The sequence below is a fragment of the Nocardia pneumoniae NBRC 100136 genome (assembly GCF_000308755.1).
In the GTDB taxonomy this organism is placed as follows: Bacteria; Actinomycetota; Actinomycetes; order Mycobacteriales; family Mycobacteriaceae; genus Nocardia; species Nocardia pneumoniae.
The window spans coordinates 76,030-93,230 of the sequence record NZ_BAGF01000056.1; the positions used below are offsets into that span (position 1 = coordinate 76,030).

Annotated in this window: 12 protein-coding genes; 6 read left to right on the forward strand and 6 right to left on the reverse strand. The window is 69.9% G+C overall.

From position 1 onward, the window contains the following. Positions 1-126 precede the first annotated feature (126 nt). On the reverse strand, positions 127-3,747 hold the full coding sequence (smc, locus tag ON34_RS17975; protein ID WP_040780693.1) for a chromosome segregation protein SMC: 3,621 nt from the start codon (positions 3,745-3,747) through the stop codon (positions 127-129). Positions 3,748-4,175: 428 nt separating this feature from the next. Here smc and ON34_RS17980 point away from each other — a divergent pair, with 428 nt between their 5' ends. Further along, positions 4,176-5,903: a hypothetical protein gene (locus tag ON34_RS17980; protein WP_157172328.1), complete on the forward strand. Its 1,728-nt coding sequence runs from the start codon at positions 4,176-4,178 to the stop codon at positions 5,901-5,903. Between the two features lie 174 nt (positions 5,904-6,077). Here ON34_RS17980 and ON34_RS17985 read toward each other — a convergent pair whose 3' ends face one another. Further along, on the reverse strand, positions 6,078-6,503 hold the full coding sequence (locus ON34_RS17985) for a DUF1707 SHOCT-like domain-containing protein (RefSeq protein WP_040780695.1): 426 nt from the start codon (positions 6,501-6,503) through the stop codon (positions 6,078-6,080). A gap of 226 nt (positions 6,504-6,729) precedes the next feature. On the opposite strand from ON34_RS17985, the gene ON34_RS17990 reads away from it, so the two are divergent. After that, positions 6,730-7,815: an S-(hydroxymethyl)mycothiol dehydrogenase gene (locus ON34_RS17990; protein ID WP_040780800.1), complete on the forward strand. Its 1,086-nt coding sequence runs from the start codon at positions 6,730-6,732 to the stop codon at positions 7,813-7,815. Continuing rightward, the gene (locus tag ON34_RS17995; RefSeq protein ID WP_218003905.1) at positions 7,809-8,438 is read left to right on the forward strand and encodes an MBL fold metallo-hydrolase; all 630 of its coding nucleotides are present in this window, start codon (positions 7,809-7,811) and stop codon (positions 8,436-8,438) included. Before ON34_RS17990 ends, ON34_RS17995 begins: the two co-directional genes overlap by 7 nt. 40 nt (positions 8,439-8,478) lie before the next feature. On the opposite strand, the gene ON34_RS18000 is transcribed toward ON34_RS17995, so the two are convergent. Genes ON34_RS18000 through kdpF form a run of 4 tightly spaced genes read right to left on the reverse strand, consistent with a single transcriptional unit; the run spans position 8,479 to position 13,373 of the window. Further along, the gene (locus ON34_RS18000; RefSeq protein WP_040780697.1) at positions 8,479-9,348 is read right to left on the reverse strand and encodes a potassium-transporting ATPase subunit C; all 870 of its coding nucleotides are present in this window, start codon (positions 9,346-9,348) and stop codon (positions 8,479-8,481) included. Between the two features lies 1 nt (position 9,349). Continuing rightward, entirely contained in the window at positions 9,350-11,506 is a 2,157-nt protein-coding gene (gene kdpB, locus ON34_RS18005; RefSeq protein WP_040780698.1) for a potassium-transporting ATPase subunit KdpB, read from the reverse strand. A gap of 1 nt (position 11,507) precedes the next feature. After that, positions 11,508-13,178, reverse strand: a complete 1,671-nt coding sequence (gene kdpA, locus ON34_RS18010; RefSeq protein WP_040780699.1) for a potassium-transporting ATPase subunit KdpA — start codon at positions 13,176-13,178, stop codon at positions 11,508-11,510. Further along, on the reverse strand, positions 13,179-13,373 hold the full coding sequence (gene kdpF, locus ON34_RS38535; RefSeq protein ID WP_083889526.1) for a K(+)-transporting ATPase subunit F: 195 nt from the start codon (positions 13,371-13,373) through the stop codon (positions 13,179-13,181). Between the two features lie 266 nt (positions 13,374-13,639). Here kdpF and ON34_RS38115 point away from each other — a divergent pair, with 266 nt between their 5' ends. From ON34_RS38115 to ON34_RS18025, 3 genes are all read left to right on the forward strand, one after another. Then, complete coding sequence (locus ON34_RS38115; protein WP_281032455.1) at positions 13,640-13,765, forward strand: hypothetical protein; 126 nt, start codon at positions 13,640-13,642, stop codon at positions 13,763-13,765. Between the two features lie 90 nt (positions 13,766-13,855). Continuing rightward, positions 13,856-16,408 (forward strand): sensor histidine kinase, encoded by a 2,553-nt coding sequence (locus ON34_RS18020; RefSeq protein WP_051022805.1) that lies wholly within the window; start codon positions 13,856-13,858, stop codon positions 16,406-16,408. Beyond that, a complete protein-coding gene (locus ON34_RS18025; protein ID WP_281032456.1) occupies positions 16,405-17,133 on the forward strand; it encodes a response regulator in 729 nt (242 codons plus the stop codon). Before ON34_RS18020 ends, ON34_RS18025 begins: the two co-directional genes overlap by 4 nt. Positions 17,134-17,201 lie beyond the last annotated feature (68 nt).

Below are 17,201 nucleotides of genomic sequence, written 5' to 3' on the forward strand. Positions count from 1 at the left end.
GCGGATCGAACCACCGCGACAACCGCCATTTGACTCCCCTCGACGTTCGAGTTCTCCAACGCAACGCGAGCTGGTTGACCGGGCTGGGACTGCGGGTGCGTGATCGACGGCGGAATGCGTGCCGTCTCAGCTCGCCGCGCCCACCGGGGCCAGGTTCTCGCCGCGCAGCCGCTGCGAGATGACCTGGGTGATGCCGTCGCCGCGCATGCTGACGCCGTAGAGGGCGTCGGCGATCTCCATCGTCGGTTTCTGGTGCGTGATGACGATCAGCTGGCTCTTCTCCCGCAGCTGTTCGAACAGGCCGATCAGGCGGCGCAGGTTGGTGTCGTCCAGCGCGGCCTCCACCTCGTCCATCACGTAGAACGGCGAGGGCCTCGCGCGGAAGATGGCCACCAGCAGCGCGACCGCGGTCAGCGACTTCTCGCCGCCGGACAGCAGCGACAGCCGCTTGACCTTCTTCCCCGGCGGGCGGGCCTCCACCTCGATGCCGGTGGTGAGCATGTCCGAGGGGTCGGTGAGCAGCAGCCTGCCCTCGCCACCGGGGAACAGCTTCGCGAACACCTCGACGAATTCGCGCTCGACGTCGGCGTAGGCCTCGGTGAACACCTGCAGGATGCGGGCGTCGACCTCGGCGACCACGTCCAGGAGGTCCTTGCGCGCGTTCTTGACGTCCTCGAGCTGCGTGGCCAGGAAGTTGTAGCGTTCCTCCAGCGCGGCGAACTCCTCCAGCGCCAGCGGATTCACCTTGCCGAGGGTGGCGAGGTCCTTCTCGGCGCGCTTGGCGCGGCGCTCCTGGGTCTGCCGGTCGAAGGGCATCGGAGCGGGCGGGCTGACCTGTTCGCCGCGTTCCTTGGCCTGCTCGTACTCCTGCATTTCCAGCGCCGAGGGCGGCAGCGGCACGTCGGGACCGTACTCGGCGATCAGATCGTCGAGCGCGATGCCGAACTGCTCGGCGATGGTCGCCTCCAGCTGCTCGATGCGCAGCGCCGCCTGGGCCTTGGCCACCTCGTCACGGTGCACGGCGTCGGTGAGCTGCGCCAGTTGCGTTCCGAGCGCGCGCACCCGCTCCTTGACCTGCTCGACCTGGGCGGCGCATTCGGAGCGCCTGCGCACCAGCTCGTCGCGGCGGGCGCCCGCCTCGGCGACCACTTTCGCCAGTTCGGCGGCGACCTTCGCCCCCGACTCGGCGACCGCGGCGGCCACCTCGGCCGCCTTCTTGCGCGCAGCCTGGGCGCGTTCGGCGCGGGCACGGGTCTCCCGTTCCGCGCGCGCTGCCCGGCGCAGTGAATCCGCTTTGCCGCGAACCGATTCCGCGCGTTCCTCGGCGGTGCGCACGGCGAGCCTGGCCTCGACTTCCATGGCCCGCACCTCGGCCAGCGCGGCCGCCGCCTCTTCCCGCGCGCGACCCGCGGACTCGGTGCCCGCCGCGCCAGCGCCGTCGGCGTCGACTTCGGACTGTTCGAGTTCCGCGTGCCGCAGGCGATCTTCCAGTTCGGCGAGCGAGGCGAGCGCGTCCTCCCGGCTGGTCTCCGCGTCGGTGCGCTGGGCCAGCAGGCGCTCGCTCTCGGCCTGCGCGGTGCGGGCGGTCTGGCCGAGCCTGCCGAGCCGCTCGTAGATCGCCACCAGCGCCTGGTCGGATTCGTGCAGGGCGAGCAGCGCCTGATCGACGGCGTCCTTGCGGTCGGCCTGCTCGTCCAGCGCGCCGGACAGCGCGGCCTCGAGTTCCTCGGCCCGCCGCTGCGCCGCGGCCAGGTCGGCGGTGGCCGCATCGATGTCGGCTTGGATCTCCAACTGGCTCGGCGCGCGATCGGAACCGCCCAGCAGCCAGCCGTTTCCGGCGAGATCGCCGTCCCGGGTGACCACGCGGACCTCGGGCCGGGCCGCGACGACCACCCGTGCGGTGGGCAGATCGTCGACCACGGCGATGTCAGCGGTCAAGGCGGCCATCGCGCCGCGCACGCTGTCGGGGCAATCCACCACGTCGATGAGCCAGCGGGCGTTGCCGGGCAGCGCGCCGAGTGACGGCCGATCGGCCTCCGCGGCGCCGAATACGACGGCGGCGCGTCCGGCGTCGGCGTCCTTGAGCGCGCTGATCGCGGCATGCGCGGCCTCGTCGGTGTCGGCGGCGATGGCGTCGGCCAGCGGGCCCAGCGCGGCCGCGACCGCCGCCTCGTAGCCACCGTGCACGCGCAGGAGTGCCGAGAGCGGGCCGAGCAACCCTTGTTCCCGGTTCTCCACCAACCAGGCCACGCCGTCACGCCGGGCCAGGTTCATGCCGAGCGCTTCGATGCGCGCGCTCAGCGACGCCACCCGCTTGCTGGCGTCCCGGTCCTGCTCGCGCAGTTCGGTGACGCGCTGATCGGCGAGTTCCAGCGCCTGCACCGCGTGCTCGTGCTGAGCGTCCAGGCCGACCTCGCCCGCGTCCAGCTCGGCGAGCTCGGCCTGCACCGTGTCGAATTCGGCCTGCGCGGCCTCGCCGCGATGCCGGGCCTCGGCGATGGCGGCGGAGAGCCTGGCGATCTCCGCGTCCACCGACTGCGCCCTGGCGCGCAGGGTGTCGACCTTGCCGGACAGCCGGGCCAGGCCTTCGCGGCGGTCGGCGATCGCCCGCACGGCGGCCAGATGCGCCTGCTCGGCGGCCTTGGCGGCGTGTTCGCGTTCGGCCAGCTGGTCCCTGGCCGCCTCCAGCGTCTCGACGGCGATCTCGACCGCCTCGCGCAGCTCGGCCTCTTCGGCCTCCACCCGCTCGGCCTCGGCTTCCAGCTGCTCGGGGTCGCGACCGGCGCCGACCGGAACCGCGGTGTCCAGGTGACGCGCGCGGTCGCCCGCGATGCGGATGGTCGCGTTGACCCGCTCGGCCAGCGCGGAGAGCTGGAACCAGATCTGCGCGGCCGCCTCGGCGCTCGGGGTCAGCCGGGACAGCTGGAACTCGTGCTGCGCCAGCGCCGCGTTGGCGGCGTCCAGCTCGGATTGCACGGTGATCTGCTGCTCGCGGGCGTAGGCCTCTTTGCTCTGCTGGCTTTCCAGTTCCCGGCGGCGGGTGACCAGGTCGTCGGCGGCCAGGCGCAGCCGGGCGTCGCGCAGATCGGCCTGCACGGTCTGCGCCCTTCGGGCCACCTCGGCCTGCCTGCCCAGCGGTTTGAGCTGGCGGCGCAGCTCGGTGGTGAGGTCGGTGAGGCGCGCCAGGTTGGCCTGCATGGCCTCGAGCTTGCGGACCGCCTTTTCCTTGCGCTTGCGGTGCTTGAGCACACCGGCGGCCTCTTCGACGAACGCGCGGCGGTCCTCCGGACGGGATTCCAGGATCGCCGACAGCTGGCCCTGTCCCACGATGACGTGCATCTCGCGACCGATGCCGGAGTCGCTGAGCAGTTCCTGCACGTCCATCAGGCGGCAGGAGTTGCCGTTGATCTCGTATTCGCCCGCGCCGTCGCGGAACATCCGCCGGGTGATGGACACCTCGGCGTAGTCGATCGGCAGCGCGCCGTCGGAATTGTCGATCGTCAACGTGACCTCGGCGCGGCCGAGCGGGGCGCGTCCCGCGGTGCCCGCGAAGATCACGTCCTGCATCTTGCCGCCCCGCAGCGCCTTCGCACCCTGCTCGCCCATGACCCAGGTGAGCGCGTCGACGACGTTCGATTTGCCCGATCCGTTGGGACCGACCACACAGGTGATGCCCGGCTCGAATCGCAGCGTCGTCGCGGACGCGAAGGACTTGAAGCCCTTCAACGTCAGGCTCTTCAGGTGCAAATTCGACGACCTTTCCGTATCGCGCCCGCCTGCCTGTGCTCGGTAGCGCTTTCGGCAACCAGCCATGGTATTCCGTCGCGTGCCGGAACTCCCCTGGGCCCGACAGCGCGGGCCGAGTGGCGGTTCGGCACTCCGTAGGTTATCGACTTGCCCGGGATCCCCCGCATTGCGACTGTGCCCCAGGTTTGCCGAAACGGCCCGCATCGCTGTCTACCGCGCTCGGACGTCCCGCGCAACGCGAGCATGACATACTGCGGGGCCGTCCCGCCGCAGCCCCGGAAGGACCTGACGCGGTGGGCGGAGCTGCCGCACATCCGACCGGCCACGCCGCACCGGCGCCGAGCAGTCTCGAACTGGCACTGACGCCGTGCCGTCCCGCCACATACGATCCCTCTGATTCGCCAGCGGCACGTTCTGGAGCGCACACCATGTCTGCCCCCTCACCAGGGTCTCCCACGGCGTTCCGCCTTGCCCGCATCGCGGCGCTCGTGCTGGGCAGCCTGGTGTTTCTCCATGCCTGCGAGCGCAGCGAGAGTGCGGTGCTCAGCGACGTGTGGGGCGAAGTCGTCGTCGCGGCGGTGTTCGTCGCGGCGGCACTGGTGGCGGCGTGGTTCGAAATCGAGCTGAGGGCGCAGGAGCGCGACGACGACGTGGCGCGTCCCGGCCCCGCCAGCCGGTGGGTCGATGACGCGGAGCAGGCCGAGGCTCCCATTCGTGGGAATTTTTCCCGGCGAGGCCGCCGATTCGCAGACGAGGAGTACCCGGAAGACGAGCCGGGCGAGCGCGTCGGTCGCGCGGCGCGGTCTATGCCCAGGGCGGACGACCACTCGGAACCCGACGAATACTCCGCCCGTCCCGACCTCGTCGCCGGGATTGCGCGGACATTGCGGATCGGCCGCCCCGACGCCGAGGACGAGCGTCCACTGCTGTCCACCTGGAACGCCGTGACGAAGTGGGCGCGTCGCGGCGAGCCCGACGAGGACGATGAGATCGACGATCTCGACGACGAGATCGAACAGATCACGCGCACCGAAACGGGGGAACTCGTCGTGGAGTCCGGCACACGGACGATCCGCGTCAAGATCGGCCGCTCCGGTGACCTCGTGGTGCACGGCCGCGTGACCGGTGGTCCGCATCCGCGGTCGGAATGGAGGTGGACATTCCCACCCGACACGTTCCACGACATCCGCGCCGCGCTCGGCGACCGGTCCGGTGATCTGCTGGACCTGCTCGAGGAAACCATTCCGTGGCTGGACGCCGGTGCCCGCCATGATCCGGGCGCATGGCTGCGTGCGCACGACATTCCCGCGACGTACCGGGAGAAGGGCGTCAGCGCCTCTCAGGTCACCCGGGAACTTCCGGTGATCCGGCCCGGGCTACCGCCGCAGCCGCCCCGGCCAGGTAAGCCGCACCGGCTGTCGGAAGACGCGCCCCCCACCAGACACCCTCGTACAGGGTCCGCGGAACCGGCAGACGTCCGCGATGCCCGTTTCCCCGCCCGCCGCGAAAGACATCCGGTTCCCGCCCGCGCCGCGGAGCCCCTACCGTCCCCCCGAGAAAGCCGCTCGCCGCGCAAGAATGCCGCCGATCCGCGGTCCTCCTCGCGCCGCGCCGACGCCGATCGGCCATCGCGCGGCGGCGCCTCCCGATCCACGCAGCAGCGGTCCGGAAACGACAGGCAGTCCCGCTCGGCGCGCCGCCACCGCGACAATCCCGATCCGGCCCGGCCCAGTGGCCCGTTTCCGGCAACCGCCGCCGAAGACCCCGGCCTGTCCCTTCGTCCCACCCCTGGACGTCCTGATCTGCCACGACGTCGACGTCAGGAACCCTCCGGCGAACCCGCCGATCAGCGGTACGCCGGGCGCCACACGCCGCAGCCGAGCCTGGACCCACGATCCGACTACGAGGCCGACGCCCACCCATCGCATCGAGAACCCCGCCGCCAGCGGAATCCGTACGCGGCTACAGACTTCGATTCGAGGCCGGGGCGACGCGCCCAGCCCGAACTCCAACGGCGCGACCGATTCGCGCCGGGCGACCAAGCCGCCGAACCGCACCGCGACCAACCTCCGCCGCGCCGTCGCAACGGCGATCAGCGGTCGCGGCGCGACCAACCCACCCCGTCGCATGAGTCGACGTCGCGGCGCAGGTGGTAGTACACGCGATCGGCGCCGCCACCGGATGACCCGATGACAGCGCCGAATTCAGCGCCGACGCGCTCAATCCGTGCGCTGTCGAACCGGCGAGCAGTGGTCGCGACGCGACCGGGGTCGCCCGCACGGCTCGGGTTGTCGGCATGACATCGGTCCGATGACGACGCCGAATCCCGCTCAGTTCGCGCGGCGGCCGAAACGACCGCTCTCGAAGCCGGTCAGCACGCGGAACGCGAGCACGGCGCCCCACGGGCCGATCACCCACATGGGCCAGAAGTAGGTGAAGGCGCCCACGCCGAGGGAGATCGCGGCCCAGATCACCAGCACGAGCACGCTGACGCCGAGCCAGGTGCCGCCCTCGATGCGCTGCCAGATCGGGATGCGCGGCCGCGGTGTGGCCGGTTCGGCGGCGTCCTTGGCGAATTCGGGCAGATCCGACAGCACCAATCGCAGGTCGTCGCGAGAGGTGGTCGCGTACACCTGGGCGACGCGCTGGTCGTACTCGGCCGCATCGATGCGCCCGTCCGCCATATGCCTGCCGAGCAGGCGCACCACGGTCTCGCGTTCGGCGTTCGAGGCGCGGATAGCGGTGGAGATGTCCATGCCTGGTCCTATCGACGGTTCCATACTCCATAGTGGAATGTAAATCCAGCATAACCCTCCAAAGTGGAATGTCAACTCTGCGTGCTTCTCGTGCGGAAAAGGCGACTTCGCACGGCCTGGCGGTAGTGTTCGGAGCCTCGGGTACAGGAGTATGGACAAGTGTTCAGCTCGCGGGCCCGCCGAGCGGCCGGACCGTGTCATCGGTGAATTCGCTCAGGAGGCACAGATGTCGGAAACCGTGCGTGGGGTCGTGGCGCGCAGCAAAGGCGCGCCGGTCGAGCTCGTCGACGTGGTGATTCCCGATCCGGGACCGCACGACGTGGTGGTGCGGGTACAGGCCTGCGGGGTGTGCCACACCGACCTGCACTACCGCGAAGGCGGGATCACCGACGACTTCCCATTCCTGCTCGGCCACGAGGCCGCGGGCGTGGTGGAAACCGTCGGCGGCGCGGTCACCCACGTGACACCGGGCGACTATGTGATCCTCAATTGGCGCGCCGTCTGCGGCGAGTGCCGGGCCTGCAAGCGCGGCCGTCCCTGGTACTGCTTCGACAGTCATAACGCGAGCGAGACGATGACGCTCACCGACGGCACCGCACTGACCCCCGCCCTCGGTATCGGCGCGTTCGTGGACAAGACCCTGGTGCACGAAGGGCAGTGCACCAAGATCGACCCGGAAGCCGACCCGGCGGTTGCGGGGCTGCTCGGCTGCGGCGTGATGGCGGGCCTGGGTGCGGCGATGCACACCGGCAACGTCTCGCCCGGCGACACCGTCGCGGTGATCGGCTGCGGCGGCGTCGGCGACGCGGCGATCGCCGGTGCGCGCCTGGCCGGAGCGAAGACCATCATCGCCGTCGACCGGGACGCCAGGAAGCTGTCCTGGGCCGACCAATTCGGTGCCACCCACACGGTGGACGCGACCACCGAGGACGTGGTCGAGAAGATCCAGGAATACACCGGCGGCTGGGGCGCCGACGTCGTCATCGACGCGGTCGGCCGACCGGAGACCTGGAAACAGGCGTTCTACGGCCGCGACCTGGCGGGCACGGTGGTCCTCGTCGGCGTGCCGACCCCGGACATGGTCATCGAGATGCCGCTGCTCGACCTGTTCTCCCGCGGCGGCGCGCTGAAATCCTCCTGGTACGGCGACTGTTTGCCGGAACGCGATTTCCCCGCCCTGATCGACCTGTACCGCCAGGGCCGCCTGCCGCTGGACCGGTTCGTCACCGAACGCATCGGACTGGCCGAGGTGGAGCAGGCCTTCGACAAGATGCACACCGGTGACGTGCTGCGCTCGGTGGTGGTCTGGTGACGGCCCGCATCGATCGTGTGGTCACCTCGGGCGCCTTCACTCTCGACGGCGGCACCTGGGCGGTGGACAACAACGTCTGGCTGGTCGGCGACGACGACGAGGTGATCGTCATCGATGCCGCGCACGACGCCGATCCGATCGTCGCGGCGGTGGCGGGCCGGTCCGTCCGCGCGATCGTGTGCACCCACGGGCACAACGATCACGTGACGGTCGCCCCCGAACTCGCCCAGCGCTTGGACGCCCCGATCCTGCTGCATCCCGGCGACGAACCGCTGTGGCGGATGACCCATCCGGACGCCGGGTACCGACCACTTGCGGACGGCGAGCGGATTCGCTTGGCAGGAAATGAGATTCACGTCCTGCACACGCCTGGCCACTCCCCCGGATCGGTCTCGCTGCATGTACCCGAGGCGAAGGCGGTGTTCACCGGAGACACCCTGTTCTCCGGCGGACCCGGCGCGACCGGGCGCTCGTTCTCGGATTTCGGCACGATCATCGAGTCGATCCGTGATCGGCTGCTGACTCTCCCGGAGGACACCACGGTGCACACCGGACACGGCGACTCCACCACCATCGGCGCCGAGAAACCCGGGCTGGCCGAGTGGATCGCCCGCGGCCACTGACGACCGCGGGCGAACGACTTCGCCCAGGCCACAGGATGCGTCAGCCCCGGTACGGATAGCGATGGTCCAGGTCCAGGTTCAGCTGGAGAACATCGACGTGCGGCTCGCCGAGGAACCCGAAGGTCCGGCCGTTGGTGTGTGCGTCCACCAGAGCGCGCACCTGCTCCTCGGGAACGCCGCGCGCCTTCGCGACGCGAGCGACCTGGATGGCCGCGTACTCCGGGGAGATGTGCGGGTCCAGCCCGCTGCCGCTCTCCGTGACGGCGTCGGCGGGCACCGCCGGGGCGGCGGGGGCATCACCGTGGATCGGCACGATGCGGCCGACCGAGTAGTCCTGGCCGGGCTCGGCGCATTCGACCCGCACGCCGCGATAGGTGCCGAGGAACGGCTGCGCCGGGCATGCCTCGTTCACGCTGACCACCTGCACCGGACGCGACACGTCTCCGTCGGCGTCACGCGGGCCGATCACCGAGACAACCGCGCCCACACCGTTTTTCGTGCAGAACGGACGGCTGCCGTCGACCCCCTCACGGTCACCGACCTCCTTGCTCCGCGTGCACACCTGGGTCAGCAGACTCTTGCGCGAGGCGGTGTCGACGATGTCCTCCGGGCCGAGGTTGCTCGCCGCGGTGGACAGCGGGTCGTATCCGTCGCCGGCGGCGGACGGACGGCTCTGGAAGTACTGCACCAGGGCGGCGCCGTCGGCGTCGGTGAACGACTGCCCGATCAGGCTGGAACCCACGGTCGTCGCGTTCGCGCCGACCAGCGAGCCGTCCGCCTTCTCACGCAGACCGGGCAGCTGCGCGACCGCGAAAACCGCCAGCGGATAGACGATTCCGGTGATCACCGTGAGCACGAGCAGCGCGCGCAGCGCGGCGACATGTTGCCGGATCCAGGTCGAATAGCGCATGTCAGGACATCCCGGGGAGGAAGTGGACCACGAGGTCGATGAGTTTGATGCCGAGGAACGGCGCGATGATGCCGCCGAGCCCGTACAGAGTCAGGTTGCGCGTCAGCAGCTTCGAGGCGTTCGACGGCCGGTAGCGCACGCCGCGCAGCGCCAGCGGGATCAGCGCGACGATGACGACGGCGTTGAAGATCACCGCGGACAAGATCGCCGACTGCGGGCTGGCCAGCCGCATGACGTTGAGCACGTCCAGGCCGGGGAACAGCGTCACGAACAACGCGGGAATGATCGCGAAGTACTTGGCGATGTCGTTGGCGATGGAAAACGTGGTGAGCGCGCCGCGGGTGATGAGCAACTGCTTGCCGATCTCCACGATCTCGATCAACTTGGTCGGATCGGAGTCCAGATCGACCATGTTGCCCGCTTCTTTGGCCGCCGAGGTGCCGGTGTTCATCGCCACGCCCACGTCGGCCTGGGCCAGGGCGGGCGCGTCATTGGTGCCGTCGCCGGTCATCGCGACCAGGCGTCCACCGTCCTGCTCGGTCTTGATCAGCGCGAGCTTGTCCTCCGGCGTGGCCTCGGCCAAGAAATCGTCGACTCCGGCCTCGTCCGCGATCGCCTTGGCGGTCAACGGGTTGTCACCGGTGATCATCACCGTGCGGATGCCCATCCGGCGCATCTCGTCGAACCGCTCCCGCATGCCCTGCTTCACCACGTCCTTGAGGTGGATCACGCCGAGCACCCTGGCCGCACCGTCGACGATCTGGCCGACGACCAGCGGCGTGCCGCCCGCGGCGGAGATGCCGTCGACGGTCGCGCCGAGTTCGTCGGGCACCGCACCGCCGTTGCCACGCACCCACTCGGTGACCGCGCTCGCCGCGCCCTTGCGCAACTGGCGACCGTCCAGGTCCACGCCCGACATCCGGGTCTGCGCGGTGAACTCGACCCACTCCGCGTGGGTCAGCTCACCCGCCGTCCGCTCCCGCAGACCATAGGCCTCTTTGGCGTAGACGACGATGGAGCGGCCCTCCGGCGTCTCGTCGGCGAGGCTGGAAAGCTGTGCGGCGTCGGCCAATTCGTCCTTGCTCACGCCTGGCGCCGGGACGAAGTCCGCGGCCTGGCGGTTGCCGAGGGTGATGGTGCCGGTCTTGTCCAGCAGCAATGTGTTCACATCGCCCGCGGCCTCGACGGCACGGCCGGACATGGCGAGCACATTGCGCTGCACGAGGCGATCCATGCCCGCGATGCCGATGGCCGACAGCAGCGCGCCGATCGTCGTCGGGATCAGGCACACCAGCAGCGAGACCAGCACGATGCCGGTGACGCCGTGCACGTCCAGCGCCGAGCTGTCCGGCACCCCTGGGTTGTTCGCCTTGCTGAAGATCGCCAGCGGCTGCAACGTGGCGACCGCGAAGACGAAGATGACGGTCAGCGCCGCGAGCAGGATGTTCAGCGCGATCTCGTTCGGCGTCTTCTGCCTGCTCGCGCCCTCGACCAGGGCGATCATCTTGTCGATGAAGCTCTGGCCCGGCTCCTGGGTGATCCGTACGACGATCCGGTCCGACAGCACGGTGGTGCCGCCGGTCACCGCCGAACGGTCGCCGCCGGACTCCCTGATCACGGGCGCCGACTCGCCGGTGATGGCCGACTCGTCCACCGAGGCGATGCCCTCGACCACGTCGCCGTCGCCGGGGATGACCTCGCCCGCTTCGACCACCACATGGTCGCCGGGACGCAGTTCCGGTGCGGCGACCCGCTCTTCGACCACCCGGGCGCCCGGCGACCAGTCGGCCAGCCGCCTGGCGACCGTGTCGGTCTTGGCCTTGCGCAGCGTGTCGGCCTGCGCCTTGCCCCTGCCTTCGGCGACGGCCTCGGCCAGGTTCGCGAAGATCACTGTGAGCCACAGCCACACGACGATCGCCCAGGCGAAGAAGCTCGGATCGACCAGCGCGAGGATGGTCGACCACACCGCGCCCAGCTCGACGATCAGCATCACGGGGTTGCGCCAGAGGGTGCGCGGATCGAGCTTGCGCACCGCGTCCGGCAACGAGGTCAGCAGCATCTTGGGGTCGAGCACCCCGGCCTGGACACCCTTGCCCCGCCGCGGCCGCTGGGGTCCGGCCGCCGCGGAGACGTCTTTCTCGATGACGGGACTGGACATGTCAGTGGATTCCTTCGGCGAGCGGCCCGAGCGCGAGCGCGGGCAGGAAGGTGAGCGCGACCAGGATCACCGTCACACCGACGACCATGCCGACGAACTGCGGCCGGTGCGTCGGCAAGGTGCCGATCGACTCCGGGGTGGTGCCTTGCTGCGCTAGCGAACCGGCCAGCGCGAGCACGACGATGATCGGCAGGAAGCGGCCGAAGACCATGGCGAGGCCGAGCGCGGTGTTGTACCACTCGGTGTTGCCGGTCAGCCCCGCGAACGCCGAGCCGTTGTTGTTGGCCGCGGATGTGAACGCGTACAGCACCTCCGACAGGCCGTGCGGCCCGGAGTTGAGCATGCTGGCCCGTTGTCCCGGCAGCGCCATCGCCGCGGCCGTGCCCACCAGGACGATCAGCGGGCTGATCAGGAAATAGGTAGCGGCGAGCTTGATTTCGCGCGGCGTGATCTTCTTGCCGAGGTATTCCGGAGTACGCCCGACCATGAGGCCCGCCACGAACACCGTGATCACCGCCAGGATCAGCATGCCGTACAGGCCCGATCCCACGCCGCCCGGCGCGACCTCGCCGAGCTGCATGTCGAACATGGCCATCAGGCCACCGAGGCTCGTGTACGAGTCGTGGAACGAGTCGACCGCGCCGGTCGAGGTCAGCGTGGTCGACGCGGCGAAGGTGGCCGAATTCGCCACGCCGAAGCGCTGTTCCACGCCCTCCATCGACGCGCCGATCGCGGTCGGCACGGTCCCGTGGTGCTGGAGCTGGAACAGGTTGGTCAGCGTCACGCCGATCAGTGCGATCGTCCCCATCACCGCGACGATCGCGTAGCCCTGCTTGCGACTGCCCACCATCCGGCCGAAGGTGCGCGGCAGCGAGAAGCTGATCACCAGCAGGAGGAATATCTCCAGCCAGTTGGTCCAGACCGTCGGGTTCTCGAAGGGGTGCGACGAATTGGCGTTGTAGAAGCCGCCGCCGTTGGTGCCCAGTTCCTTGATCACCTCCTGGCTGGCGACCGGTCCGCCGGTGATGGTCTGCTGGGAGCCGTTCAGGGTCTGCGCCACCTGGTCGTGCAGGTGGAAGTTCTGGATCACGCCGCCCGCGATCAGGACCAGCGCGAACACGAACGCGATCGGCAGCAGGATGCGCAGCGTGCCGCGCACCAGATCCACCCAGAAGTTGCCCAGATCGCCGGTGTGCCTGCGGGCGAAGCCACGCACCAGGGCGATCGCCACCGCTATGCCGACCGCCGCGGAGACGAAGTTCTGCACCGCGAGCCCGGCCATCTGCACCAGGTGCCCTTGGGTCGATTCACCGGAGTAGTTCTGCCAGTTCGTGTTGGTCACGAAGCTGACCGCGGTGTTCCAGGCCAGTGCGGGCGTCATCTCGGTGGCCGGATCGTTCAGGTGCAGCGGCAGCCTGCCCTGCACGAGCTGGAAGAAGAACAGGAACAGGATGCCTACGGCAGAGAAGGCCAGCACGCTGCGTGCGTACACCGGCCATGTCTGCTCCACCTCGGGCTGCGCGCCGATCGCGCGATAGACCACGCGCTCGACCCGAGAATGCGTGCGGCCGTTGTAGACCCGGTACATATAGTCGCCCAGCGGTACGTGCGCCAGCGCCAGCGCCAGGATCAGGGCGGCCACGAAGGCGATCCCCGCGGTTGTCGTGCTCACTCAGAACCTCTCGGGGAACAGCAATGCCGCGAACAGGTAGATCGCGACACCGACAGCGAGAACCAGACCGATCAGATTCGCGGTCACAGCTTCTCCACCCCGCGCTGGACCAGCCCCAACAGCGCGAACACCGCGATGGTGAGCACCGTGAACACGACGACCGACATGACTCGTCAACCTCCATCCGCGCGCCATGCTTCGGCGCGTCAGGGCGAGTGAAGCGCCCACGCGGCTGTCTCGACCGGTTCCTGACGACTTCTTGACGGCCCGGTGCTCGGCATTTGCGGTTCATTGACACGCCGGACAAAGCCGCAAGTATCGCGTCAAAGTACGCGGCCCAACTGTCAACACACCGTAAAGATCGAGGTCGGCGCCAGGGACGCAGGTAGAAGTGGAGGGCCGGAGGCGGAGAACTCCAGCACGGCCGGTGGCATCCGCCGGGAGGAAAAGAGAGGATCGTCATGTCGGCAGTCGCGATTGTCGTCGGATTCGTCTGCTGCGCGCTGATCATCCGCGCGTTCGGGGCACGCGAGCAGGCGCGGCGCCCGCGGCCCGTCGTGATCGAGGTGGAGGGTGCGCGGCGGTGACGCGCGCACGACGCGGGCATATCGGGCACAGCGCGCCGGATCGGCCGCGGACCGCTGGGCCGGAGAGGCGCGACGCGCGATGATGAACGCGTGAAGCGCGGTCAGTTGCGGATCTACCTCGGCGCCGCGCCGGGAGTCGGCAAGACCTACGCCATGCTGGGCGAGGCCCACCGGCGGCTGGAGCGCGGCCGTGACGTGGTGGCCGCGGTGGTCGAAACGCACGGCAGGGAGAAGACCGCGCGGCTGCTCGAGGGCATCGAGCGCATTCCGCCGAAGATGATCGAGTATCGCGGCGCCACCTTCCCCGAACTCGATGTCGATGCGGTGCTGCGGCGCGCCCCCGCGGTGGTGCTGGTCGACGAGCTGGCGCACACCAACGCGCCCGGCAGCAAGCACGAGAAGCGCTGGCAGGACGTGGCGGACCTGCTCGACGCGGGCATCGACGTGATCTCCACGGTCAACGTGCAGCACCTGGAGAGCCTCAATGACGTCGTGCAACAGATCACCGGCATCCAGCAACGCGAGACCGTGCCGGACGCGGTGGTGCGCGGGGCGGACCAGGTGGAGCTGGTCGACATCACGCCGGAAGCGCTGCGGCGCAGGCTTTCCCACGGCAACGTGTACGCCGCCGAGAAGATCGACGCGGCGCTGCGCAACTACTTCCGGGCGGGCAACCTCACCGCGCTGCGCGAACTGGCGCTGCTGTGGCTGGCCGACCAGGTCGACGCCGCGCTCGCCAAGTACCGGGCCGAACACAAGATCACCGAGCTGTGGGAGGCGCGCGAGCGCGTCGTGGTCGCGGTGACCGGCGGGCCGGAGTCGGAGACGATCGTGCGCAGGGCCAGCCGCATCGCCACCAAATCCAGCGCCGACCTGGTGGTGGTGCACGTGGTGCGCGGCGACGGCTTGGCCGGTGTCTCCACCGAGCGCTTGGCGCGGCTGCGCGAACTCGCGGCCAGCCTGGACGCTTCGCTGCACACCGTCACCGGCGACGACGTGCCCACCGCCCTGCTCGAATTCGCCCGCGAGGTGAACGCGACCCAGCTGGTGCTCGGCACGTCGCGGCGCTCGCGCTGGGCGCGGATGTTCGACGAGGGCATCGGTTCCACGGTGGTGCAGCTGTCGGGCAAGATCGACGTCCACATGGTGACGCACGAGGAGGCCCATCGCGGATTCCGGCCGCCGACGCCGCACCTGCGCCGGCCGGTGTCCGCGTGGCTGGCCGCGGTGCTCGTGCCCGTCCTGGTGTGCGCGCTCAGCGCCGCGTACCTGGACGACGTGCTGGATCTCGGCGGGCTCAGCGCGGTGTTCGTGGTCGGCGTCGTCGCGGTGGCGCTGCTGGGCGGCGTGGTGCCCGCGGCGTTGTCGGCGCTGCTGTCCGGCCTGCTGTTGAACTGGTTCTTCGCACCGCCGCGCTACAGCCTCACCATCGCCGAGCCGAACAGCTTCATCACCGTCGTCGTGCTGCTCATCGTCGCCGTAGCGGTGGCGGCCCTGGTCGACCTGGCGGCGAAGCGAACCAGACAGGCGCGCAAGGCCTCTCGGCAGGCGGAGCTGCTCACCATGTTCTCCGGCGCCATCCTGCACGGAGCGGACCTGCCCAAGCTGCTCGAGCAGATCCGGGAGACCTTCGCCCAGCGTGCGGTCGCCCTCGTCTCGGGCGATCAGGTATTGGCCGAGGTCGGCACCGATCCGCCGCGGCTGCCCTCGGACGCGGACACCGTGGTGGAGGCGGGCGACGCCCATCACTGGCTGTTGCTCGCGGGCCGACCGCTGGCCGCGGCCGACCGTCCGGTGCTCAACGCGGTGGCCAACCAGGCCGTCGCGCTGGTACGGCAGGCGCGCCTGGCCGAAGAGGCCAGCGCCGCCGCGGCGCTGCTGGAAGCCGACCGTTTGCGGCGGGCCTTGCTCTCGGCGGTCAGCCATGATCTGCGCACCCCGCTGGCCGGAGCCAAGGCTGCGGTGTCCAGCCTGCGCAGCGACGACATCGAATTCTCCGCCGAGGACACCGCCGAACTCCTGGAGACGATCGAGGAATCGGTGGATCAGCTCACCGCGCTGGTCGGCAATCTGCTCGACTCCTCGCGGCTGGCCGTCGGCGTGGTCACACCGCAGCTGCGGCGCGTGTACCTGGACGAGGCGGTACACCGCGCGCTGGTGAGCGTCGGCATGGGCGCCCGCGGGCTGCGCCGCGCCGCGATGGACCGGGTCAAGGTCGAGGTCGGCGACGTCTCGGTGCGCGCCGACAGCGGGCTGCTGGAACGAGTGCTGGCCAACCTGCTCGACAACGCCCTGCGGCACGCACCGCGCGACAGCGCCGTCCGGGTCACCGCCGAACGCACCGGCGACCGCGTCGCGATCGCCGTCGTCGACACCGGCCACGGCGTGCCGCACGGCACCGAGGAGCAGCTGTTCGAACCGTTCCAGCGCCTCGGCGACCGGGACAACACCACCGGCGTCGGGCTCGGCCTCTCGGTGGTGCGCGGATTCGTGGAGGCAATGGGCGGCACGGTGCACGCCGAGCCAACCCCGGGAGGAGGGTTGACCATGCTGGTCGAGCTGTCCGCCGACGGCATGCCGAACGCGAATGGCGCGATCGGCGAGGTCGCGCACGAGACGATGAGCGCAGGAGGTGAGGTGTGACGACACAGGAGGCGGCGGTCGTGACGAAAACGCCCGAGGCGGCGGCGACGAAGGTACTCGTGGTCGATGACGAACCGCAGATCGTGCGCGCGTTGCGGATCAATCTGTCGGTTCGCGGCTACGAGGTGATCACCGCGGCGACCGGCGCCGCCGCCCTGCGCGCGGCCGCCGACCGGCACCCGGACGTGGTGATCCTCGACCTCGGCCTACCCGACATGGACGGCATCGAGGTGCTCGCCGGGCTGCGCGGCTGGACCTCGGCGCCGGTGATCGTGCTGTCCGCGCGGACCGACTCGGCCGACAAGGTCGAGGCGCTGGACGCGGGCGCCGACGACTACGTCACCAAGCCGTTCGGCATGGACGAGCTGCTGGCGCGGCTGCGCGCGGCGGTCCGCCGCGGCGCCGCCGACGGCGACTCCTCGGCCCCCGTCGTGACGACCGCGTCGTTCACCGTCGACCTCGCCGCCAAGAAGGTGACCAAGCGGGGCGAGACCGTGCATCTGACGCCGACCGAGTGGGGCATGTTGGAGATGCTGGTGCGCAACCGGGGCAAGCTGGTCGGACGCCGGGAACTGTTGCGGGAGGTGTGGGGCCCGTCCTACGCCACCGAGACGCACTATCTGCGGGTGTACCTGGCCCAATTGCGGCGCAAGCTGGAGGATGATCCGTCGCATCCGAAGCACCTGCTCACGGAGGCGGGTATGGGGTACCGCTTCCAGGAGTAATCCCAGCCACCGCTCGGCTGCCTCCGGAATGGCAGAGCCTGGCGCGGCGTTGCCAGGCGCGAGCCGAT